23 protein-coding genes and 3 pseudogenes are annotated in these 21,832 nt (G+C 39.6%); 12 read left to right on the plus strand and 14 right to left on the minus strand.

Annotated elements, in window-relative coordinates; translation table 11 throughout:
- Positions 1–93 precede the first annotated feature (93 nt).
- The 10 genes from JCM13188_RS20275 to JCM13188_RS02535 form a co-directional block, all read right to left on the minus strand.
- Positions 94–273 carry a hypothetical protein gene (locus tag JCM13188_RS20275; protein WP_369404779.1) on the minus strand — a complete coding sequence of 60 codons (180 nt, stop codon included), beginning with the start codon at positions 271–273 and terminating at the stop codon, positions 94–96.
- A 32-nt stretch (positions 274–305) separates the two neighbouring features.
- Complete coding sequence (locus tag JCM13188_RS02500; protein WP_369404780.1) at positions 306–1,358, minus strand: ABC transporter substrate-binding protein; 1,053 nt, start codon at positions 1,356–1,358, stop codon at positions 306–308.
- 130 nt (positions 1,359–1,488) lie between these two features.
- A complete protein-coding gene (locus tag JCM13188_RS02505; protein ID WP_369404781.1) occupies positions 1,489–2,208 on the minus strand; it encodes an HAD-IIA family hydrolase in 720 nt (239 codons plus the stop codon).
- Positions 2,209–2,483: 275 nt separating this feature from the next.
- Positions 2,484–2,714, minus strand: coding sequence for an EamA family transporter (locus tag JCM13188_RS17610; protein WP_279401271.1), 231 nt, complete (start codon positions 2,712–2,714; stop codon positions 2,484–2,486).
- A gap of 106 nt (positions 2,715–2,820) precedes the next feature.
- On the minus strand, positions 2,821–3,387 hold the full coding sequence (locus JCM13188_RS17615) for a DMT family transporter (RefSeq protein ID WP_279401272.1): 567 nt from the start codon (positions 3,385–3,387) through the stop codon (positions 2,821–2,823).
- A gap of 152 nt (positions 3,388–3,539) precedes the next feature.
- Positions 3,540–3,860 (minus strand): hypothetical protein, encoded by a 321-nt coding sequence (locus JCM13188_RS02515; RefSeq protein ID WP_054751897.1) that lies wholly within the window; start codon positions 3,858–3,860, stop codon positions 3,540–3,542.
- A 232-nt stretch (positions 3,861–4,092) separates the two neighbouring features.
- Positions 4,093–4,485 (minus strand): YkvA family protein, encoded by a 393-nt coding sequence (locus JCM13188_RS02520; RefSeq protein WP_054751899.1) that lies wholly within the window; start codon positions 4,483–4,485, stop codon positions 4,093–4,095.
- 69 nt (positions 4,486–4,554) lie between these two features.
- Positions 4,555–4,767, minus strand: a complete 213-nt coding sequence (locus JCM13188_RS02525) for a DUF6241 domain-containing protein (RefSeq protein WP_054751901.1) — start codon at positions 4,765–4,767, stop codon at positions 4,555–4,557.
- Positions 4,731–5,126, minus strand: a complete 396-nt coding sequence (locus JCM13188_RS02530; RefSeq protein WP_054751903.1) for a hypothetical protein — start codon at positions 5,124–5,126, stop codon at positions 4,731–4,733. The genes JCM13188_RS02525 and JCM13188_RS02530 overlap by 37 nt, the downstream gene beginning before the upstream one ends.
- Before the next feature lie 143 nt (positions 5,127–5,269).
- Entirely contained in the window at positions 5,270–6,097 is an 828-nt protein-coding gene (locus tag JCM13188_RS02535) for a hypothetical protein (protein WP_054751905.1), read from the minus strand.
- Positions 6,098–6,278: 181 nt separating this feature from the next.
- On the opposite strand from JCM13188_RS02535, the gene JCM13188_RS02540 reads away from it, so the two are divergent.
- From JCM13188_RS02540 to JCM13188_RS02555, 4 genes are all read left to right on the plus strand, one after another.
- On the plus strand, positions 6,279–6,566 hold the full coding sequence (locus tag JCM13188_RS02540; RefSeq protein WP_054751907.1) for a hypothetical protein: 288 nt from the start codon (positions 6,279–6,281) through the stop codon (positions 6,564–6,566).
- Positions 6,567–7,050: 484 nt separating this feature from the next.
- Positions 7,051–7,722, plus strand: coding sequence for a hypothetical protein (locus tag JCM13188_RS02545; protein ID WP_279401274.1), 672 nt, complete (start codon positions 7,051–7,053; stop codon positions 7,720–7,722).
- Positions 7,719–8,165 carry an HlyD family secretion protein gene (locus JCM13188_RS02550; protein WP_054751911.1) on the plus strand — a complete coding sequence of 149 codons (447 nt, stop codon included), beginning with the start codon at positions 7,719–7,721 and terminating at the stop codon, positions 8,163–8,165. The genes JCM13188_RS02545 and JCM13188_RS02550 overlap by 4 nt, the downstream gene beginning before the upstream one ends.
- Before the next feature lie 50 nt (positions 8,166–8,215).
- Positions 8,216–8,944 (plus strand): efflux RND transporter periplasmic adaptor subunit, encoded by a 729-nt coding sequence (locus JCM13188_RS02555; protein WP_054751913.1) that lies wholly within the window; start codon positions 8,216–8,218, stop codon positions 8,942–8,944.
- 29 nt (positions 8,945–8,973) lie between these two features.
- On the opposite strand, the gene JCM13188_RS02560 is transcribed toward JCM13188_RS02555, so the two are convergent.
- From JCM13188_RS02560 to JCM13188_RS02570, 3 genes are all read right to left on the minus strand, one after another.
- Positions 8,974–9,921 (minus strand): hypothetical protein, encoded by a 948-nt coding sequence (locus tag JCM13188_RS02560; RefSeq protein WP_054751915.1) that lies wholly within the window; start codon positions 9,919–9,921, stop codon positions 8,974–8,976.
- Complete coding sequence (locus JCM13188_RS02565; RefSeq protein ID WP_054751917.1) at positions 9,902–10,864, minus strand: hypothetical protein; 963 nt, start codon at positions 10,862–10,864, stop codon at positions 9,902–9,904. Before JCM13188_RS02565 ends, JCM13188_RS02560 begins: the two co-directional genes overlap by 20 nt.
- A 475-nt stretch (positions 10,865–11,339) precedes the next feature.
- Positions 11,340–13,130 (minus strand): M6 family metalloprotease domain-containing protein, encoded by a 1,791-nt coding sequence (locus JCM13188_RS02570; RefSeq protein ID WP_054751918.1) that lies wholly within the window; start codon positions 13,128–13,130, stop codon positions 11,340–11,342.
- Between the two features lie 459 nt (positions 13,131–13,589).
- Here JCM13188_RS02570 and JCM13188_RS02580 point away from each other — a divergent pair, with 459 nt between their 5' ends.
- The 4 genes and pseudogenes from JCM13188_RS02580 (at position 13,590) to JCM13188_RS02595 (ending at position 20,094) form a co-directional block, all read left to right on the plus strand.
- Positions 13,590–14,123, plus strand: coding sequence for a ribonuclease H-like YkuK family protein (locus JCM13188_RS02580; protein WP_054751922.1), 534 nt, complete (start codon positions 13,590–13,592; stop codon positions 14,121–14,123).
- Positions 14,124–14,506: 383 nt separating this feature from the next.
- A pseudogene (locus JCM13188_RS02585) lies at positions 14,507–16,191 on the plus strand (serine hydrolase domain-containing protein).
- A 363-nt stretch (positions 16,192–16,554) separates the two neighbouring features.
- Positions 16,555–18,567 (plus strand): annotated as a pseudogene (locus JCM13188_RS02590) (glycoside hydrolase family 3 protein); the annotation flags it as partial.
- Positions 18,568–18,893: 326 nt separating this feature from the next.
- Positions 18,894–20,094: pseudogene (locus JCM13188_RS02595) on the plus strand (exo-beta-N-acetylmuramidase NamZ family protein).
- Here JCM13188_RS02595 and JCM13188_RS17620 read toward each other — a convergent pair.
- Positions 20,091–20,261 carry a hypothetical protein gene (locus JCM13188_RS17620; protein ID WP_279401275.1) on the minus strand — a complete coding sequence of 57 codons (171 nt, stop codon included), beginning with the start codon at positions 20,259–20,261 and terminating at the stop codon, positions 20,091–20,093. The pseudogene JCM13188_RS02595 and the gene JCM13188_RS17620 sit on opposite strands and share 4 nt — an antisense overlap.
- A gap of 139 nt (positions 20,262–20,400) precedes the next feature.
- Between JCM13188_RS17620 and JCM13188_RS02600 the strand changes: the two genes are divergently transcribed.
- Genes JCM13188_RS02600 through JCM13188_RS02615 form a run of 4 tightly spaced genes read left to right on the plus strand, consistent with a single transcriptional unit; the run spans position 20,401 to position 21,741 of the window.
- Positions 20,401–20,757 (plus strand): hypothetical protein, encoded by a 357-nt coding sequence (locus tag JCM13188_RS02600; RefSeq protein WP_054751924.1) that lies wholly within the window; start codon positions 20,401–20,403, stop codon positions 20,755–20,757.
- Between the two features lie 9 nt (positions 20,758–20,766).
- Complete coding sequence (locus JCM13188_RS02605) at positions 20,767–21,033, plus strand: hypothetical protein (protein ID WP_054751926.1); 267 nt, start codon at positions 20,767–20,769, stop codon at positions 21,031–21,033.
- A gap of 29 nt (positions 21,034–21,062) precedes the next feature.
- Positions 21,063–21,323, plus strand: a complete 261-nt coding sequence (locus JCM13188_RS02610) for a hypothetical protein (protein WP_279401276.1) — start codon at positions 21,063–21,065, stop codon at positions 21,321–21,323.
- A complete protein-coding gene (locus JCM13188_RS02615) occupies positions 21,313–21,741 on the plus strand; it encodes a hypothetical protein (RefSeq protein ID WP_054751929.1) in 429 nt (142 codons plus the stop codon). The genes JCM13188_RS02610 and JCM13188_RS02615 overlap by 11 nt, the downstream gene beginning before the upstream one ends.
- Positions 21,742–21,832: the final 91 nt, after the last annotated feature.

Consider the following 21,832-nt stretch of genomic DNA (forward strand, 5'->3'; position numbering starts at 1 on the left):
CTTAAAAAATAAATTTAAACTTTTTCATAAAAAAGTGGCCGAAACCTCCTCTCAGCCAAAAATTTGGAGAAGCCTGGAGCCCAGGCCTCTCACTTATTCCTGAAATGGTGCTAAAACTTCTTCTGCTTTCGATTGTGCGTCATTAAACGCTTCGTCCACCGTGCTCTGCCCCGTTAACACCGACTGAATCGCGTCGTTAAAGATCTTCTGAACCTCACCGTTTTGGTACGTCGCAAGCTCACTATCGGCATACTCTAACTGATCACGTGCCACTAACGCACTTGGAAATTCCTCAACATAAGAGCTTAACTCTTCAGTTTCATAAGCTGATTCGCGCGTGCCACATAACCCGTTTCAATCGACCACTTCGCAACCTGCTCTGGTTTTGTTAAAAACTCAATAAACTTAATGGCCGCTTCACGATTCTTTTCTGGAATATCTTTAAACAAATAAATATTTCCTCCGCCAGTTGGTGATCCGTACTGCTCGTTTGCTGGTAAGAACGACACACCGAAATCAAACTCTGCGTTCGATTTAACGTTCGTTAAATTACCAGTCGTATGGTACATCATCGCTGTTTTCCCGCTTAAAAAGTCTGAAGGAACCGTCCCCCACTCAATAACTCCTTCAGGCATCACCTCGTGATCTTGACTTAAGCTAAGCCAGTACTCCATCGCTTCTTTAGAATGAGGTGCATCAAAGTAAACCTCTTTACCATCCTCAGACATAATATTTCCTTCTGTCTGAAGCGCAAGTGCCTGGAACATCCAGTACTGATAACCGGTACTTGGAATCTCGAGGCCCCACTGGTCATCCGTTGTTAACTTCTTACTATACTCAACTAGTTCATCCCAGTTCTCAGGAGGCTGCTCAGGATCAAGACCCGCTTCCTTGAACTTATCTTTGTTGTAGTAAAGAACGATTGTGCTTCGCTGGAACGGAATACTCCATACTTGATCGCCAACCTGTGAATTTGCCATAAACGCATCATAGTAATCATCGAAATAATCTTCACCAAAAAGTGGCGTCATCTCTTCTATCACGTCATTTTCAAGTAAGGTAAACAAATCAATTGAGAATAGAACCGCAAGCTCTGGTGGATTGCCACCTTGAACCGATGCCATTACCTGAGTCATCGTTTCAGAATAGCTTCCTCCAAAGTTCGCATTGACCTTTATATCTGGATTTTCCTCTTCAAAATCCGCAACCAATTCATCAACTAAATTCGCAATATCGCCACCAACCGCAACCGGGAAGTAAAAATCAATTTCCGTCACATCATCTGCAGAATCACTATTACAAGCAGCTAATACTAAACTTAAAAACAAAATCAATAAGACACTGAGCCATCGACGCATTTTGTTTCCCTCCTCAATAAACAAGCTTCACTAAACTATATGAACAAAAGACCTATTTTATTTGCAAAAAATAGAGCTCTGTTAATCAGAACTCTTCAAATCTGCAATACTATTTAATATATATGTAGGTTTAATCTCCGACTGAGCCACATCCGCCCTCTTCGTAATCCCCCGTTAACACTAAAACACTATTAACCCCATTTTCATTTCCCATTAAAATATCCGTCTCAAGACGATCGCCAATCATATAACATTGATTAGGGGGTAATTTTAGAACTTCTTCTGTGACATACTGCATCATGAGTCTTGAGGGCTTGCCAGCAATGTAATCAATTGTCTTCCCTGTCGCGCCTTCAATGGCACCAATCATTGCCTCGCAGTCAGGAATTTCACCTTCTTTAGTTGGACAAGTCCTGTCAGGATTCGTAGCTATAATTTTCGCTCCATTCTGGTAAGCCTCGTAAGCTTGTGATAGCTTTTCATAGTTGAATTCGTGGTCCCAGCCAATGACGACGTAATATGCTTCTCGAGGATTGTTAGTGATTTGAATTCCCTCTTCGGTTAACTCTTCAAAAAGAGGCTTTTCTCCAATAACAAGTGCTTTGCCAGGCTTTCCTTGGAGAAATTTTGCCGTAATAAAATTCGAGTTGATGACATCTTCAATCGTGCACTCAATCCCCATCTTGTTTAATTTCTCTACATAATCCGAGCGACGCGCGATGGACTTATTGGTTAAGAAAACGACCTTATGCCCCTGGGCTTTTAGCTCGTTGATCGTTTTGGCCGCGCCATCAATCGGCTCGTCATCTAAATAAACCGTCCCATCAAGATCAAATATGTACCCTTTCATACAGGCCTCAACTCCTCTTAATAGATTATGAGGAATTGAGACTTACTATGAATCTCCTTTTGCATTCGCGAGCTTTCTATTTAAGTTAGCAGCTCCCCTATTTCGATTCAAATCGTTCCTATTTGTGTTCTCGTGCTCCCTATTTACACTTAGCGCTTCCCTATTTTCGTTGATGCTATCTTTAACGACCTTTCGCTCCGCTAATGACATTCACGTATGTTCCATCCAAAACAAAAACTGACCGCCATTGCGATCAGTTTTCCCATTTTACTCATTCACTTCGCTAAAGATTCACGCCGCTTTTTCCTTTTCAACAATAAATACTCCAAAGCACCTGTCCCGAAGAATACACCTATCAGGATGAGGAGAAAACCGAAAGCGTGGCTCAAGGTGACGGCTTCATTTAGGAAAATAGCGGACCCAACGATTGCGAATAAGGTATTCAAGTTTATGAAAATAGCACTCTCAGCAGGGCCGACTTTAGTTATGGAAAAGTTATACGTCATATGTCCGAAAGCAGTGGCTAGAACAGCACTGAATAAAAGATGAGTGCAAGCTTCCAGTCTATAAGTCTCGTGATTTCAGATACATTTGAGCCAAAGCCTTGACTGATTATAAAATAAATACTGAACCGAAGACCATCATATAACCTGTCGCAAGGCGAGGGTCAAAGGTCGGTTTCAGCTTACTGATCATCACAAAGCTAAAGCCTTGTACTAAAATCCCAAGGAAGACGAAAAAGTCACCTAGTGAAACGCCACCGAATCCTCCAGACCCAGCAACGTTCGCAACCACAACACCTGCAAAACCGATAAAAAACCCTAATACTCGAACCTTTGAGACACGTTGTCTCAATAACAAGACAGCCATCATCATCGTCACAAGCGGTGTTAGACCTAAAATCAAGCTCGCATTAACTCCAGTTGTCATATCGAACCCGACGGCAATAAAAATATGATGCAAAATAACATTAAAAATCGAAAGACCGAATATGACTAGCCATTCATGCTTCATCGGCCACCTCAAAATTCCCATGAACCAACAAGCAATAAGCACTGCAACGCCTGCTGTCATAATACGGAATGAGGTTAATAACATTGGATCAATTGCATCGACTAGAATTTTTAACGCTGAAACATTTAAGCCCCCACATGAGCATAACGAGCAATAATAATACATAAATCTTAATCATGATTACACCCGATTTCTAAGTTGATTCTATTACTTTAACAAATCATGCTTAGTCAAACAAGAATAGTTAACGCTTATATTCAACAACACAAAAAACCACTGCTGAAAATTAATTTCAGCAGTGGTTTTTCCTTAAAATTTTAAGCAGTCACTTCAGAAGCCTTCTTTTTACTATTAAGAGACAGAATACCATCTACTAATAAGCAAATAAACGCAGCCCAATGTAAGACCATGCCTAAACCTGGAATTACACCAAGGGTACTAGCAACAATACCTACAACTGGTCCCCATACTGGTGCGTTTCTTTTCTTAGATAATACCAATGTAACAATATGATAAATTAACATGAATAATAGCGGCGTCCATAGAAGTGTTAAAATAAGTCCTCCACCAAAACCTGGAATACCTAAGAAAAATTCTAAACCTGAACCTATTAATTTTAATACACCTGCAACTACCATTTTTATCCCCCCTAGTTAAATATTGAATCAATAAGTATATATTACCATATTAATAATAAAAAACAACATTATTTTACAAATAATATTATTTTTATACATCTTATTACTCAAAATTAGCTATATCAGAAGCTATATTTTTAGTTTTTTGGGCATTTATATCTACATCTAATGAATGCACAAACTATATCAAGTTAAGAAAAAAAGCAAAGCGATGTTCGCCTTGCTTCATTAATTATAATTTATTATCAATCTCCGACGTATCCACATCTTCTCCGAACCATTCTTCGATCTTGCCTCTTGCTTTTGATTTTACATCATCATCTATATAACCCGTTACCTGATAGATGGCAGTAATTAAAATCGTGAGGTCATCCGTATAGCCAATTCCGACGAACGCATCAGGCAAGAGGTCAACTGGTAGTATGAAATAACCTAATGCACCAAGAATGGTCGCCTTTACCTTTTTCGGTATTTCAGGTTTTTGCAAGGTATAATATAACAAAAGTACCGCATATATCGCTGATGCTCCAGCCTTTTTCGCAACGCGGCGTACTTTATTCCAAAGCTTGTCCTCTGAATAATGCTCTTGATGTTGCTGTATATTTTGCTCGTTCAAGTGAGGCACCTCCGTTAGTTATTTCCATATGTCAATAGTGTTAATTTACCCCTTAAAAGGTATAGTTAAGCATATTTATTAATACTCATCCGCACTCTCAATATAAGCCTGCTCTTCTTCATCACTTAGCACACCTGTTGCATAGCCAATCGTCCCGCCTTTAAGGTCCCAAATGGCGTTGTGGTCATCGTCTGCTTGCGTGAAATCACCTGCAGCCCAGCGGTTAAGTATTGATTGGTAAACATCATAATGGCTTAAATTGTCTTTTGAAGCTTCAATCCCCTGCTGCAACCACTTAATCCGCTCATCTGTAATAAGATAAAATCCCCACTTTTCATCCGCTTCAACTTTTGGTGTGACATTTCATGTATATAATCCTGTACTTGGGTATCATCTAATGCTTTGGCTTCAAGATCATCACCAAACGGATTTAGGTTCTCAGCATTTTCAGCATTCTCAAACTTTTCCTCTGACAACTCAGTCACCTTTTTCTCCTCTTCTTTTTCATCAGACTGTTTATCTTCTGCCTCCGGTTCCTTAGGATCATCTGCCATTTGCTCATCAAGTACATAACCGACTCCAAAGAAAAGTCCGACTCCAAGCCCCAGTACGACTACGGTTCCGATAAGCCATTTCAAGACTGTCTTCAAGCAAAATTCCCCCTTACTTTACCTATTATTACTTTACCATAATTTTACTAGTAATGACAGATTATCACTAGTACAGGTGAGACTTTATGATTAGGTTTGTCCACAAATCCCTTAATATTAAAACTGACCCGCCAATAAGCAGGTCAGTGATTCTTCCTAATAATAAACTTCCTCTGGTAGCTTAAAAAGCACATCGTATATTCCTCAATCCTCGTTTCAGTCTGCACATCCTGATATAAATTTCTCATATGCTCATCAATCCTAAAGTTCTCAGCAATAAGAGTATCTATCATGAGCTTTAATTGTTTTTGGTTATTTAGAATTTCATTGGTAAGTGAACAAGTACGGAAGAATTTTTGAAGAAGGTTAAATTTCCAAATGGTTAATCTGTGGTGTCCCTGTTTTGGTAAGATTGCTTTTTCATATAAAATGTCTTTTACTTCAGTTGGAATGACTTGGCTAGATGCGATTCGTTCGACAAGACTTCTTGCCCCAACCATCACAGAAAGCTTTTCGATATGACTTGGGATGTTACGATGAACCAAATATTTTTTCAAATCACTTGGCCTATAGTATTTATCATCCGAAAGCTCCGCACATATGTCCTCCAGCGTATAATCAAATTTATTCATAAGTTTCTTAATAATCGTGTGTTTAAACAACCATTTAGTTGAGTACTTTTCCACAGTTAGACCTATACGAAGTAAGTAGATAAGCCTGTCACGTTCACCTTTTTCTGGGTATACCTCACACATCACTTTTCGATCCGGGTCTAACAATTGTAATGCTTTGTGATATCTAAAGTTTTCAAGTAGATGCATCTGCTTATTCGAATCCAGCTCTACCTTTAATAAAACATCGCCAAACCTTTTGTTAAAACCCTCAACCAATTGCCGGGCATCCCTCTCTCCCATTTTCTCTTGATACAGCGAACTAATTTGCTTTACCTGCAAGACAACTCTAGATGCCATTCGCTTCACCCCTAATCTAGTTTATGACACCACTAGCCTGTCTCATTATCAACTTTTACCATTTAATCAAACGTTTGTTTGAAACTGTTTTGTAAACTAATTGTAATATTTGTATTGAATTATCCAATATTAACAAGTAAAATAAAGTCAGAATAGACGCACAATTAGGGGAGAAACTAATATGAGAAAGTTAGGATTTATTCTTATTTTATCTATTGCCCTAGGCTTCGGTTACGGGATCATTCAATCTCAGGCAGACGACCACCAAGACATTATAGATCGTTTTTACAGCAATGAGGTGTCACTATCCGAACGAATGGCATATGAACTGCACGTCATTGTAGACAGTATGCTGTGTGATTGTACAAATGAACTCGGTTATGCTCTACCAACTGGAGAGGGAATTAAGCTTGCGGTGAACCGTCGCATTACATTTCTTGATGCTTCTAAAGAAGAAAAAATCAGTTAAAGCAGCTCGTTGAAAATTACGTTTCATTACCGGAAAATAGCCTTAGCATATGGGAATCCCGTATTGATTCAATTAAAGAAGAACTCGAAAAAGAGAAGGCCAAAGATAAACGTGATCAAAACAAAATTGACGAACTAGAATCTGACCTTACTCGATATCAAGACATTTACAATAGTAATAAACAAACATTAAAAGTCGAGATTTTAGAGATACATAATTTAATAGAAAAAATCGACGACAGAATGAATGGATCTTATTTTGAAGATGAACATGACCGAAAAGGGATTGATACATAAAGCATTTGCGCTAAGGCGTAAGTGCTTTTTATTTACTCCAGCTCAAACAAACGTTTGATTGAAACGACACCCTTCATCACCCTCTCCTTCTTTTCTACCAAAATATTAAAAATAATCAATTAATTATAGTAAATTCCTTCCACTTATTCTACAATAGTAGACAAGTACATAGTTAAAGGATGAAACAGATGCAGAACTACTTCTTTCGATTTTTCACAGATCTAGACGACCATATTTTTCGAATTAAACGTGCAGAAGACATTGAAAAAGTCTGGAAAGTTAGTCTATTACTCTTTCTTTCTACCATCATAATATACGTATGGATGGCATGGCTCGGAATGGGTACGAACCCGATTTCAAGCGTATTTATGTCCGTGTCTGAAAGTAACTATAATGCATTGAAACTTTACTTCATAGCAGGTCGTGCTGTATTTGCCGTGCTCTTAGCAGCACTAATCCTCTATCTCACAAGCTATTATTTTTATTTATTTACAAAAATTCGCTACAAAAAGCTTGTGATCATGCAACAGGTCGTCCTAATCATGATGCTATTTGAGCGTTTATTATGGATTCCATTATTCGTTTATTTAGGACTTGATTGGTATGTGTCACCTTTTTCACTAGGAGTTATCGCGTCCTATATAATCGACCTGGAATGGTTCATCTATTTCTTTGGCGCTGTGTCGATCATACAGTTGTGGATTATCGGATTCCAAGCCAAGTATTTATCAAATCTAACCGACATGAAACGCTGGAAAGTTTGGTTAATGGTCATTCTTTGGCACTTTTTCGTATACTGCATCGTTGCAACCCTAAGTTTATTTGACGTCGAACTTATTGAATGGTGGTTAAGCTCATGAAGAAAAGACGGAACCTCATATTTTTAACCCTATTTATATTAGTTAACTTTTTACTTATTTATTTGGATGACGATTGGACAGTAGATCGTATTACATATGTTGATGAGTGGGCGAACACACGCGTGATGGACGTTCGTGAGAATCTCGTTCAAGATGGCATTCTTACTCATACTGATCAAAACCGCATTTATTTTGATAAACAACAAGGAAACTTTCAATCTTTTATGGTTGAAAAAGGGGATGCGGTGACTGCGGGCGATCCGCTGTATACATATTCTGTCACTGATTACAACCAAACGTATCGCACGCTAACGAATGAAATTGACCGACTTGAAGACGAAGTGGATGCAATAGAGGCAATTATCTCTGAGATTGAACGTTATAGTTTCCGCTTCAAGATGACTCAATTGAGATTTCGATTAATGACGGTGAACACGAGCTAAACATCCCTGCCCAAGGTCAGCTAGAAACTGAGTTTCAATTACAACAGTTCGTGCTGCAAAAGGAATCTGAGCTTGCGGAGAAAGAAGCTCAGATTGATAGTTTGGAAAACCAGTTGGATGATCTCGAATCAACTGGCGATACCATTACAGTCGAAAGTCCAGCGGATGGAATAGTTAGTCAGCTATCAGCGTCACTCGATGACCCGCTCATGACAATTAGCAGCAGGGAACTTCACGCTTATGGCGAGCTAACTGAGGAGCAGCGTCAGTTTGTTGAGGAAGAAATGTCAGCTGATGTTATGACCGAAACCCCACTTGGCGACATTCCAGGAACTGTAACTGATATCAGTGATGTACCTGAGGATGGAAAACTTGAGGATAAAAGTGTTTATCCACTTGAGATTACGTTTAATGAAGAAATTGAAGGCGACATGCTGAAGCCTGGCTATCACGTTGGACTTGATATCACACTAAAAGAATCACTCGAAGCTGTCGTATTAAAGGACGATCATATTTTTGATAATATCATTTGGAAAATGACAGCGGAAGGCACCTTAAAAAAATCTGTCGTGACAACTGGTATCGAGCAGCACGGCTGGATTGAAGTCGTAGAAGGCGCAACGACTGAAGATCGCGTCGCTTATGATCCAGAAAAACGTTTCCGAGACGAAACAACATTTATTACCGCATTAGACCTTCCTGCCCTAACATGGTACGTCATGAATCCCAAGGAAGTTGAGTGGGAACGCTATCTACTCATGGGTCTTGGGGTAAGATAAAAGCTGTTCAACGCGTTGAACAGCTTTTATTAATTATATTCATCTTCGTCAAACAAACTAAGTTGACCCGCGTTTACTTGAGCTTGTTTATAAGCTTTACCTTCTCTTATTCTATTAACAAAGGCCACTCCTTTTTCTCTAAAAGAAGATAATGTATTCGGATGAGCATCTGGATGTAATCTATGAATATACCAATATTGATTAATTGAATCCCATTCCAAATAAACGCTTAATTCTGTTTTGGATAATCGGTCTAACAATTTAATAATTTTTCTTCTTACAGCCTTTTTAACATCCCCTCCAATTATTTGAAACACATTTGGAATGCTACAATACAAATCATCTATTACTTCATCAACTGTAAAATTCGATTTACCTTCTAATGAATATTTAAGTATTATTGCTATTAAATCTGGCGCTATATTTTCCAGGGGCGTATCCTTATCATATTTTATAAGCGAAATAAAAGATTTATAGATTAATGGCGACTTAAAAACATTATTAATCTCATTATCAATAATACGGATATGTTTAATTTGAATATTTGAGGTATCCACTGCTAAAACTGGAAAAGAGTAATTTTGTTCTTCTAGAAAGGAAATAACATTTTCTGAACTGTGATTGTTAATCCCTATAATTGTCTGTAATTTGTGCTCTTCTGAATTAAAACTATTTAAACCACCAAATTTTACAAGTTCACTACTACTAACGTTTTTGTATTTTTCTAATTGATCAGTTTCTAAATTACTAGCTTTATTCCCTTTTAGTTCGAACCCTAGTGAGTATTCCTTTAATTTGTTTGATATTATTAAATCATATTTTATAGTACCTACGGAAGTATCAATATTCCTATCAATGGAAATTAAATTGTAACCATGCTTTGTGAATACATTTTCTATCCCATCAAGTTCCTCTTCTAAACACATACATACTAAGATATTTATTAAATCAAGTTCATTATATTGTGAATATGTCATGATTTTTACCTCCTTTTATAGAGGATGTTGCATCTATTGATTGATGAATATTTGTGATTAATCTAGCCACTGAATTACCACAAGAACTTTTAGGGAGGATGACTTTAATGGTTGAACTAGTAATCTCAAAATGTATTTGTTTCCCAAAATTTCCTAGATGCAAGTCAACAGCAGATACATAACAATAATTTTCGGAGCGCCAGTCAGGTATCCCCCACAACTGAAAAGGTTTCTTTCCTGAGAACAATGTTTCAACTAGTTTATATATATTAATATTTTTGCGATTTAAATTAATAGTTATCGGTGCTCCAGAAATTTTATAACTATCCAAATCATAATTAAATGAGAAATTATCTTCAATTAAGTTAACGGAATTTTCGTATTCTTCTAATACATTATGTGTTAAAAATAGATGCTTACTAAACGATGTTCCTCTACCAGTAATTTTACCTGCATAAGTAATATCATCAATAATATAGTTATCAGAATCCTCATCAGAATAGTTTAAAATACTTATTTTGTTTAGACCTGCAGCCATTCTTAATTCTGAATGAGTTAAAGCTTGGAGCATTTCTTTAACATATAATCTTCTAATGTCTAGCTTTAAAGTATCTTGATTTTCAAATAAGAGTTTATCTCTTTCCTCTCTATTTAATAGCTCTGTAAATGACATTCCTATTCCATAAATTTCGCCATATTTAACAAGGTCTTTCAGAAAAGGTATCGGAAGCCAAACGCTATCCATATTTTTTTGTTTTAAAAGTATACTATGGAACAAATCACTATGTTCAGCTTTAATTGCTGTGTGAATCACCCAAAATCTCGGATTCATAACATCTATAAATAAGTGTCCATCTCTAAAATTTACACTTAAAAGATTTTCATCTTCTGTTTCAATCACTTTATAATTATATTTTTCTGGGTTAATATCTAAATTTTTCAAAAATTAAAAACTAAATCATGGTTATTTTTTTGTTCACGAGGTATATGTCCTTCTACAATATAAGTCTTTAATTGATTAGTTGCATTTTTAAATTCTTTTTATACCTATCATGATTCTTATATAGCAAATCATCAAAAAAGGAAATCATTTGATTTCTATTTTTATCATTTTGTCCTCCCTTCTAATACATATATTATTAACATCCATGAGTTAATTTTATACGAACAAAGGTTCTTCGTCCATAAAATTGCAAGAATATTTTTCCATATAATGTAGAACAGGTTCATACAACCTAAATTTTACAGTTACAACCCTATATATCCTAAAAAATCAATTTATTAAAATATTTATTTTTCATATTATAAACTGAGCTACATAATGAATAGAATTTCGTAACCAAATCTTTTACAGTACTAGAACTATTCATATTAATAAAAGCACCAACCTTTATGGCTGGTGCTGTTTTATCTCGGGATTACTTCCCTTCATTCTCACTATAATAAAACTTAGCTGTAATGGTTCCATCTTCATTCTCAGTAATATCCGTTACGTGGATACCGCTATTTGCTGGCGTATCACTATTGCCTTTCCAGAAATAGTAGGAACCAGTGTGGACATTTTTAGATACTGGTGTGATTTGATCGCCTGTCTGGAAGAAGTCCGCTTCGTCACCGCGGTTTACGTATTTTTCTAAATCATATTCTCCGTCAGCTTGTAAAACCGATAAACCGTAATGTTTAACGTCTCCTTCTTGATTAGATTGGAAACGCTTGTTCATCCAGTTTTCAGCATTGTTAGGACGTCCGACATTAGCGATGATGTTTTCATCGACATGCCATGCCACAAGTCCGTGCGCATTTTCACCTAGACGGCTTAGACCTTTATTAAATCCTTCTTGCTGTAGGTTTTCAAATAAGAAATACTCAGATCCATCAGAACCTGGAACTTCCATCTTCACAACATCTTGTGAGCTGTTGGATGGCTCTAATGTCAATTCTTGAACGCCATCTTCAGGCGCGACTTCGATTGGATCTAACCAACCAAGCTTCATTTTAGAATAAGGATCAAAGTTCGTTGGCGAGTTACCAGAGTATTGTGAGGCGTTTGGATAACGCATCCAAGAACCGCCAGCCATCATTGAGAAGTTTCCTACACCTTCAGATGAATAGTCAGTATCATAGAAATCAGGTAAACCTAATGCATGGCCAAATTCGTGAGCATATACACCCGTTTGTGCAGGGTAAGGACCTTCTTCAAGCTCTTCTTTATACTCACCTGTTTCCATGTCATAACCTGCCACGTTACCGCCAATACCTGGCTGAATATTATAGTTATTCACGACTACTCCATCATAAGTCATGTCTTCTTCAATCGTTTTAGCAATCCACTCATCCATTGTTAACCCTTCGTACTCTGCAGCGGTTTGCCCTGTTTCGTAGTACTTACCATAATATAGAGCACTGAGTAAGCTCCACTTATGAGACCAGAATTGTGCAGGGTCACGGCTGAATTCAGCACCTGTACCTTCATGGATGACGAAGACGTTCGGTACTTCCCCGTTTTCAGCATAAGCTGAGAAGTCCACTTGCTCATCCGCTGCTTTTAATAAATCACGGATAAACTCTCCAGTTTTCGCATCGCCATTCACGTTACCATGTACATAATCGCCCTCTTGGTCTAAATAGTAAGAAGCTCCTTTAGGTAGCTCCACCCATTCAAACGCAGTATCTTCATTACGAACTAAGTCTACTTTTCCGTAACTCGATTCGTTGTAAACATTTTGCATTGTGCGATCAGTCGGCGCTGGTTTTCCATTATACTCAGCATACTTACTGAACACATCTAATTCATAAGGATTGTACTCAGTACCAAAAATTAAATCCTCATAGTAATCTGCAGGAACTTGTCCCTCCATGTCACCGACAGGCTCATCCCCATCTTTGTATTTTGCTAAAATAACGAGTACCGGAACATCACCTTCGACAGGCTGTTCGCCTACCTTATCACCTGCTGGTTCTTCAAATTTTGTGCCGTTGTTTTTCTTCTCGGCAATTTTCTCAGCAGGATCAGATTTTGACAAGTCTTTGCCTAATTCTTTAGCTTTCTCAGCCATATCTGGTGCTGCATTGACGTAATCAGCTAAAGTTAATTGATAGTCTTGCTGTAGATCTTGTCCCGCTAAGTCTTTTGGTGCTCCCGCTCCAGCTAGTGCCACACTACCAACTAAGGTCGCAGACAAAGCTAGATTTGTTAGACGCTTTTTCAAATAAACTCCCCCTAAAAATAAGTTATAATTAATATATTAAAATATTTCGAAAATAAAAATAATAGGGAAAAAGGATTAATTTCGATAAACGTATCAGGACTATAGTCACATGTATGGTTGTACTGTCATAAAGACAATACCTCGATTCATGCGGACAGTTTGCGCTTTGATGCGGACAACTCGAACCAAAATATGAACAGTTCTCCCGAGAATATAAACAATTTCTCGCAGAATACGGACAGTTTTAGCAATAATGCAGACAGTTTCCGCTAGAATACAAACAGTTTTACCAAGAATGCGGACAGTTTCTCCATGAATACGAACAGTTCTCATGGAATTGCGAACAAATCTACTCACATGTTCAAGCTGCCAGCCCAACCACCCACCTTAATCGATTAATAAATAAAACAAATCATGAATACTATATATAAGACTCTAAAAAGTTAGGTGATTCTGGTGATGCAAGACCGGGTATTATATAGTTCATTTGAAAACTCCAAAGAGAAGGATATGACGTTTGAGCAGGTGTTTGAGCGGATTTTGAGATTCATGCGGCTTAACCCTAACGGGAACTATAAGCTCATCATTGGGACGGATTCACAGGTACACTATGACTATACGTCGTTCATTACAGGCATTGTCATCCAGTGCGAAGGTAAAGGTGTGTGGGCGTGCCTTCAAAAGAATAAAATTCCCCGAAAGATCACAAACCTTCATCAAAAGATCTCCTATGAAACTTCATTCTCAGAGGCGGTTTTTGCCATGTTTACTCAAGAACGGAAAGATGCCATGTACGAAATTGTTCTGCCTTATGTCGAGCGCGGGGCAAGTTTTACAATTGAGGGGCATATCGATATTGGCTCAGGTCCCCGTAACAAGACGAGAGTGTTCATCAATGAAATGATTGCCCGTATTCAGTCGATGGGTGCAGAGCCCAAGATTAAACCAGAAGCGTTTGTTGCAAGCAGTTATGCGAATCGATATACGAAATAATAACTACATAAATTGAATCAAACGTTTGTTTGAATTCTAACCTGTTTTGAAAATCTCACTTTTTTCCTATCTTTAATCCTCCCTCCACCATATTACCGAAAAGTTCTACTCATAATGACCTAACTTTTCGTGTTATTCTCCGAAATTTTGACAAATAAAATAGCCCTAAAGCCTGTATTTGTGCGTTATTCCTCCATTTGACAACAAATTTTCCAAATGTTAAATTAATTCTGAATTTATATTTCACTTATTGCATAAAGGTGGTGAAATATTTTTTTATCTAGTTATGTAAGCGCTTCAACTTATATCCCCTATCCCCCTTTTCCAACATTATATTTTCACCAAGATACGACTAAAAATCTATTAATCTAGGAGGTTTGATAATGAACAAACGTTCCAAAACGATTTCGATTGCGATGGCGACGGTGCTTGGAACAAGTCTACTCATTCCGGCAGCTAACTACGCATCCGCCGATCCATCACCTACGATGGAAGACCGAGATCATAAGAAGAATCATGAAAATGTGCACCCGACCTTCACATGGGACGAGCCGGGGCCGACATCACCAGTTCTTCATCCTGGGTCTGCTACAGGTGCTGGAATGGTTAAGCAGCCGCTTGAAGACCTCGATCCCATTCTTGAAGGCATGATTGATGACCAAGTTATGCCAGGCGCTGTCGCGTTTGTCGCAAGGCGCGGTCATATCGTAAAGCACGATGCTTACGGATACGCTTACCAGTACACAGATGACAGTTTTACTGAAGCTGATAATCCGGTGGAAATGCAGAAGGACACGATTTTCGACCTAGCTTCCATTAGTAAAATTTTTACGACAACTGCTGCGATGAAGTTATATGAAGAAGGTTTATTTGAACTCGATGATCCAGTTGCCAAACACCTACCTAGTTTTGCGACAAATGGTAAAGAAGATGTGACGATCAAACAGTTAATGACTCATACATCAGGTTTCCCGGCATGGATTCCACTTTACACTCAAGGTGACTCGCGTGAAGAAAGGCTTCAAATCGTGCTCGAGTATCCACTTTCTAATGAGCCAGGCGAGTCTTATACGTATAGCGATTTAAACATGATTACACTAGGCGTTCTAGTTGAAGAACTATCTGGCCAGCGTTTAGATGAGTTTGTAAAGGAAAATCTAACAGAGCCACTCGACATGGAGGATACGATGTACAACCCACCAGAGTCACTTAAACATCGAATCGCTGCAACAGAGTATCAACCATACATTGATCGAGGAATCGTTTGGGGAGAAGTGCATGACGAAAATGCATGGTCACTTGATGGTGTTGCTGGACATGCTGGCGTCTTCTCAACTGCTTCCGACCTTGCAAAATTTGCGCACATGTTTGTAAACGATGGCCGTTATGGCGGTAAACAAATTTTGAAAAAAGATACGATTGAACTGTTAACCGAAAACCAAATCCCGCAGTTCCCTGGTGATGACCATGGACTTGGCTGGGAGCTTGGACAAGGTTGGTACATGGATGCTTTATCTGAAGGAAACACTTTAGGACATACTGGTTATACCGGCACGTCGATTGCGATTAACCAGAACAACGACACAATCGCGATTCTACTTACGAACCGCGTGCATCCAACTCGAAACACAGTTTCAACGAATGGAGCAAGACGAGCACTAGCTAGACAAGTTGCTGATTCAATTCCATTATCTATTCCTGACGGCGAGGCGTGGTTCTCAGGTTATGGCGATCAACTGAACCATTCATTAACGGCTGAAGTGGACGCACCAGCGACTCTTAAATTTAACACTTGGCATCGCATAGAGGCTGACTATGACTTTGGTTACGTCGAAGCCTCATCAGATGGCGAAAACTGGACTGAGCTTAAACGTTTACTGGCAGCAGTATGGACTGGGAACAACAGTCAGTTGACCTCCCTGAAGACACACAGTACATCCGCTTCCGCTATGACACAGACAGTTACGTAAACCATCGAGGTTGGTACGTCGATCAGGTAAAAGTCGAAACGGCAGACGGTGAAGTGCTCGAGCCTGAACTAACTGGTTGGACTGAGCGCGGATATTAATCAGTGAACTACGAGGTTTTCGGTAAGTTTTATTGATTTATCGGCAGGTTTTTTCGTTTTATCGACAAGTTTTTCTATTTTATCGGCAAGTTTAGCTTCTTCACCCGCAGGTTCAGAACGATATACGGCCTGTTTATAGGAATATACGGCCCCTTTTTGAAAATTAACGGCCAGTTTTAAGAAACTTACGGCCCGTTTTTCAAATTTATCGGCCCCTTTTCAAAATTTTTCGGCCCGTTTCTGAGAATTTACGGCCTGTTTCACCAAAATCTATTTAAGGTGGTGCTTTTATAATGAAAAAATGACGATGATGGTGCTTACGCTAATGCTCATCGTATCTCAGCTTCTCATGACAACTCCTAACCAACAGTCTCAGCTGAGGAGTACACGCAGAAGGATCTCATCCTTCTGCAAAATGTCCCTCAAGTGGAGCCAGATACGGAGAACATTAAGCTTGATGCGCTAAACGTATACGAAGAAGGTCATTTCACGATGGCATCAGACGTGAGCTGGTCCTCTACTAATAAAAACGTTGCGACGGTAGATGATCAAGGGAATGTCGAATTGACTGGTCAGCGCGGTCGCACGTTCATCACAGCAACTGACGGTGAGTTTGAGGACCGCATCGCAGTCGATTACAAGGTCGATCCGCAAAAGGTAAGGCAGAGTCAAAAGTCAACATTATTAAAGAAACTGGCGAACGCTATGACCTAATCGAGCACGCGCTTTCGAATTTAACGATCGAAGAAAAAAGTTGGACAGATGCTCATGCCGGATTTCCGTAAATGGAACGGCGAGAACGTGACTGAAATGCTACCTGAAATTGAACACCTTGTTAAAGATTATCATCTAGGCGGCGTGATTTTATTCAGAGAAAACGTTGTGACGACTGAACAGACGACGCGCCTTGTGAATGATTATCAAGAGGCGGCTGAAAAGTTCGGATTACTCATGACGATCGACCAAGAAGGCGGTATTGTCACTCGCCTTCAATCAGGTACGGACATGCCAGGTAACATGGCACTTGGTGCGACACGCTCGACCGACATTTCCTATAACGTCGGAAAGGCAATAGGTGAAGAGCTTTCGGCACTGGGTATTAATACGAACTTCGCACCTGTACTCGATGTCAACAATAACCCAGACAACCCGGTCATCGGCGTTCGCTCATTCGGTGAAGATCCGGATCTCGTTGCCGACATGGGAATCGCCTACACGAAAGGACTTCAATCGACAGGTGTTGCCGCAACAGCTAAGCACTTCCCAGGTCACGGAGATACTGACGTGGACTCGCACCTCGGTTTACCTGAAGTGCCGCATGACAAAGAACGCCTTAAAGAAGTCGAACTTTACCCATTCCAGCAGGCAATGGATGCAGGAATCGACATGATCATGACAGCCCATGTCACGTTCCCGAAAATTGACGACACGAAAGTCATTTCGAAAAAGACAGGTGAAGAAATCGCCCTACCTGCAACGCTTTCTCATAAAGTTTTAACCGAGCTGATGCGTGAAGAAATGGGATTTGATGGCGTTATTACAACAGATGCCCTCAACATGAACGCCATCACGGATCACTTCGGTTCAGTAGATGCTGTTATCCGCGCCGTTAAGGCAGGCTCTGATATCGTGCTTATGCCGGTAGGTTTAGAAGAAGTCAGAAACGGCCTACTAACCGCGATTGAAGAAGGCGAAATCACTGAAGAACGCATCGAGGCATCCGTGGAGCGTATTTTAACGCTTAAACTAGAACGCGGCATTATTAAACAAGAAAGCCCGCAGCCATTAGATGAAAAATTGCAAACGCTCTTGACGTAGTCGGATCAGATGAACACAAAGCTGTTGAAGCTGAGGCTGCCGCTAAATCAATCACATTAGTGAAAAAAACGACGAGGTCCTACCTCTTGTCTCAAATGATGATGACCAAATCGTTGTTGTCGGAAACTCGTACATCTCAGACCTTGGTGATGCCATTAAAGCGTACCACGACCAAACAACCGTCATTCAGTCGTCTGGTAACTTAACGGACGCGCAGCTCGAACAAATCCGTAACGCAGATGCGGTGATCGTCGGCTCCTACACTTACAACGTCTGGACTCGTTCGCCTGACCATCCGCAAATGCAGATGATTAATACGATTATTGATGAGACCGACAGCCCAGTTGTTGGCGTTGGAATCCGCAATCCGTACGACATTAGCGCGTATCCAGAAATTGATGCGTTCATCGCGCAGTATGGCTTTAGAGATGCTAGCTTCAAAGCGACAGCCGATACAATTTTGGACAGAACAATCCAACTGGTGTCTTACCAGTTACCATTCCAAACGCAAGTGGCGAAAGCACGCTTTACGAATTCGGTTACGGTTTAAGTTACTAGTTAGAAAAGCACAAAAGCCCGTTTAACCACGCAGTGCGCCGACTAACTACGGCCGCGTCCTGCGGCCAACGTCGGCACTAGAACGTCCAGTTCGTCGCTGGACCGACTAAACTGAGATAAAGGAAACACGGTGAGCGAAGCGAGTCGATGTTGACTTATCGTAGGTTTAGACGGGAAATCACCCAGTGGTTGGGTGCATTGTGCTAGACATAACAAGCCAGGGTGAGCTCTGGCTTGCCTAAATAAATAAAGGTTGAGGAGGAATTTTTCATGAAAAATGGCTCATTTCGTTAACAGCTTTAGTCTTAGTATTCACATCGTTCTCGATGGTGTTCGCTGACCATGACAACGGCAAAGGAAAAGGTCATCAGAATAAGCTCGAACTAGGGGTTGAAGTCCTTTTAAATGAACGTGCAGATTTAATCGAAGGTAAAACGTCGGGCTAATCACCAACCCAACTGGCGTTGACAAGGAACTAAACAGCGTGGTGGATTTACTCCACAATGATCCAGACACCAACTTAACCGCGCTATATGGACCTGAGCACGGCGTACGAGGAAGCGCTCAGGCCGGGGAATACGTTGAGTTTTATATTGATGAAAAAACAGGCCTGCCTGTTTACAGCTTATATGGCAAAACACGCAAACCAACACCTGAAATGTTAGAAGGCATCGACACGCTTCTATTCGACATTCAAGATGTTGGAACGCGTTTCTACACGTATATTTACACGATGGCTTACGCAATGGAAGCCGCTGCTGAAAACGACATCGAATTTATCGTGTTAGACCGCCCGAACCCAATTAGCGGTACAAAAGTTGAAGGTCCAGTACTAGAATCTGAATACAAATCATTCGTTGGAAACTATGAAATTCCACTTCGCCACGGCATGACAGTAGGCGAACTTGCGAAACTATTTAACGAAGAATTTGACATTGGCGCAGACTTAACTGTTGTTGAAATGAACGGCTGGAAGCGCAATATGTATTACGAAGATACAGGACTTGAGTTCGTGTTACCATCACCAAACATGCCAACAACAGACACAGCACTCGTTTATCCTGGTGCAGCTCTAATTGAAGGCACTAACGTTTCGGAAGGCCGAGGCACAACGAAGCCATTCCAGTTACTCGGTGCACCATTTATTAATGCAAGCAATCTCGCAGCGCATTTGAACGAAAAGAGATTCCAGGAGTTAAGTTCCGCGCAGCATCATTCACACCAATGTTCTCAAAACATGCTGGCGACTTATCACACGGCGTTGAAATTCACATGACGCACAAGCAATCATTCGCGCCTGTCACAACTGGACTTCACATCGTCAAAGCGATTCACGATCTGTATCCAGAAGACTTCCAGTTCCGTGCTGAGAACAGCGCAGGCATCTCGTTCTTCGATAACCTAATCGGAAACGGATGGGTTCGCGAGGCTATTGAAAACGGTGAATCCGTTGAAGACATTCAAGCCCAGTGGCAAGAAGGACTTAACGAGTTTAAAGAAGTCCGCGAACAATATTTACTATATTAATAGAATGGAGACGAATCCGCTGTTGGCGGATTCGTCTTTATGTATTCTACTAAATAAGGTATAAAAACTAGAGCAACCGAAATTGGGACGCGTCCAACAGCAATAGAAACGAGCTCAACCGACATTGGGAAGCTCCGAACCGCAATTGGGACGGCCTCAATCGACATTGGGACAATCCCAACACCAATAGAAATGAGCTCTATCTACATAAGGATGTCTCAATCAGTATGAACTACATTCATAAGACCTTTCAAAAACTCTCCAAAATTAGTATAATGAAACTCATTAATGGCAAAGGATGATCCCATGACTAGACAGAAACTAGAACAACAAGTGGAGCGACACACCATGCAACTTTTAATAGAAAAAGGGTATGCCAGCCCCATTGATTTACTTATCAAAATGGACAGGCTAAAACCTAAACAGGTTGACGATTGGCGCAGAAAAAGAACCCCTTTTCTAGAACGTGCCATGGCTGTTAATTTAAATAAGCTAAATTTTATTTTAAGCACATTAAAACGAGTCGCCAAAGCCCATAACCTTAAACCTAAACAGACAAACTATCAGTCCTGGGGTAAGGGAGCCAAACAGACACTTCAATTCTCAAAATCAGGACAAGTACAAGTTGAGAAGTTATATTCAACACATTATGTTAGATTGTAGGTGAAATCTATGGCAAACAAACTTAAAATATCTGAGTTAAAAAGTCATTTAAATGAGCTCAATCAGAAAGAATTAATTAATCTGATCACAGAACTTCAAAAATATAGCAAAGATGCTGAAACCTATCTATCCGTCAAGTTCTTAGGTGAAGCCGCTATCCAAGAACAACATAAACAGGCTAAAAAGGAGATTCTAGATGAGTTCTTTCCTCAAAAAGGTTTTGGTAAATTACGTTTAACTAACGCCAAAAAGCCATCACTAATTTTAAGAAATTGACTCAGGACCTATATTTAACTACAGACCTCATGATTTACTACGTCGAAGTTGGAACAGAGTTTACGAATACGTATGGGGATATCGATTTACGTTTTTATAACAGTTTATTATCAATGTACGAAAAAGCGATACAAGAATGCGAAAGGGACCGTGCATTATACGAGAACTTCAAGAACCGACTCTCAACAATCGTTCACGAAGCAAGCGGAATCGGCTGGGGCTATCATGATGAATTAGAAGATTTGTTTTACTCAAATAAATATGAACTGGAGGAAGAACATGAAAATTAACTTCACGAAAAAGCAGTATAAACAATTACTAGATTTGGCCTTTTTAGGTGAGTTCTTTGGGAATGGGACAAGAATGCCTGATGAACGTGATAAGGCAATACATGACATCTATCAATATGTTCTATCTTTCGCTGATCGGTTTCAAATGGATGATTTAATAGAATACGAGGGAAAATTTGACGAATATATGCCCACGAGGGAATTTGAAGAGCAACTTGAAGAATATATTAATAAATATGATAACGATTCCTTTTGGGAAGAACTACCGGCAAAACTTGCGAAAAGAGATATCGACCGATCTGGGGAAACCTTTGAAAATGGTGATGACTATATGAGAAGACTCTTTGAAATTGAAGCAAAGTACGAGGAAGAGTTTGAAAAGCATGGTATAAATCGATTATATATTAAGGAAAAGTGACCTTTAAGTGGAAGGTCACTTTTTTTATATAAAATTACTAACCGAACTATTGGATTGGTCGGCACCTTAAACCCTTGAACCAATAGAATGA

Origin of the sequence: Piscibacillus salipiscarius JCM 13188 (assembly GCF_001311865.1) — a bacterium.
GTDB classification, from domain to species: domain Bacteria; phylum Bacillota; class Bacilli; order Bacillales; family Alkalibacillaceae; genus Piscibacillus; species Piscibacillus salipiscarius.

What these genes read in the sequence shown, in the direction of transcription:
- JCM13188_RS02500 (WP_369404780.1), bottom strand. Translation starts at nt 1,358, where the DNA reads ATGCGTCGATGGCTCAGTGTCTTATTGATTTTGTTTTTAAGTTTAGTA.
- JCM13188_RS02505 (WP_369404781.1), bottom strand. Translation starts at nt 2,208, where the DNA reads ATGAAAGGGTACATATTTGATCTTGATGGGACGGTTTATTTAGATGAC.
- JCM13188_RS17610 (WP_279401271.1), bottom strand. Translation starts at nt 2,714, where the DNA reads ATGACGTATAACTTTTCCATAACTAAAGTCGGCCCTGCTGAGAGTGCT.
- JCM13188_RS17615 (WP_279401272.1), bottom strand. Translation starts at nt 3,387, where the DNA reads ATGTATTATTATTGCTCGTTATGCTCATGTGGGGGCTTAAATGTTTCA.
- JCM13188_RS02515 (WP_054751897.1), bottom strand. Translation starts at nt 3,860, where the DNA reads ATGGTAGTTGCAGGTGTATTAAAATTAATAGGTTCAGGTTTAGAATTT.
- JCM13188_RS02535 (WP_054751905.1), bottom strand. Translation starts at nt 6,097, where the DNA reads ATGGCATCTAGAGTTGTCTTGCAGGTAAAGCAAATTAGTTCGCTGTAT.
- JCM13188_RS02540 (WP_054751907.1), top strand. Translation starts at nt 6,279, where the DNA reads ATGAGAAAGTTAGGATTTATTCTTATTTTATCTATTGCCCTAGGCTTC.
- JCM13188_RS02545 (WP_279401274.1), top strand. Translation starts at nt 7,051, where the DNA reads ATGCAGAACTACTTCTTTCGATTTTTCACAGATCTAGACGACCATATT.
- JCM13188_RS02550 (WP_054751911.1), top strand. Translation starts at nt 7,719, where the DNA reads ATGAAGAAAAGACGGAACCTCATATTTTTAACCCTATTTATATTAGTT.
- JCM13188_RS02560 (WP_054751915.1), bottom strand. Translation starts at nt 9,921, where the DNA reads ATGACATATTCACAATATAATGAACTTGATTTAATAAATATCTTAGTA.
- JCM13188_RS02580 (WP_054751922.1), top strand. Translation starts at nt 13,590, where the DNA reads ATGCAAGACCGGGTATTATATAGTTCATTTGAAAACTCCAAAGAGAAG.
- JCM13188_RS17620 (WP_279401275.1), bottom strand. Translation starts at nt 20,261, where the DNA reads ATGTCGATTGAGGCCGTCCCAATTGCGGTTCGGAGCTTCCCAATGTCG.
- JCM13188_RS02600 (WP_054751924.1), top strand. Translation starts at nt 20,401, where the DNA reads ATGACTAGACAGAAACTAGAACAACAAGTGGAGCGACACACCATGCAA.
- JCM13188_RS02605 (WP_054751926.1), top strand. Translation starts at nt 20,767, where the DNA reads ATGGCAAACAAACTTAAAATATCTGAGTTAAAAAGTCATTTAAATGAG.
- JCM13188_RS02610 (WP_279401276.1), top strand. Translation starts at nt 21,063, where the DNA reads ATGATTTACTACGTCGAAGTTGGAACAGAGTTTACGAATACGTATGGG.
- JCM13188_RS02615 (WP_054751929.1), top strand. Translation starts at nt 21,313, where the DNA reads ATGAAAATTAACTTCACGAAAAAGCAGTATAAACAATTACTAGATTTG.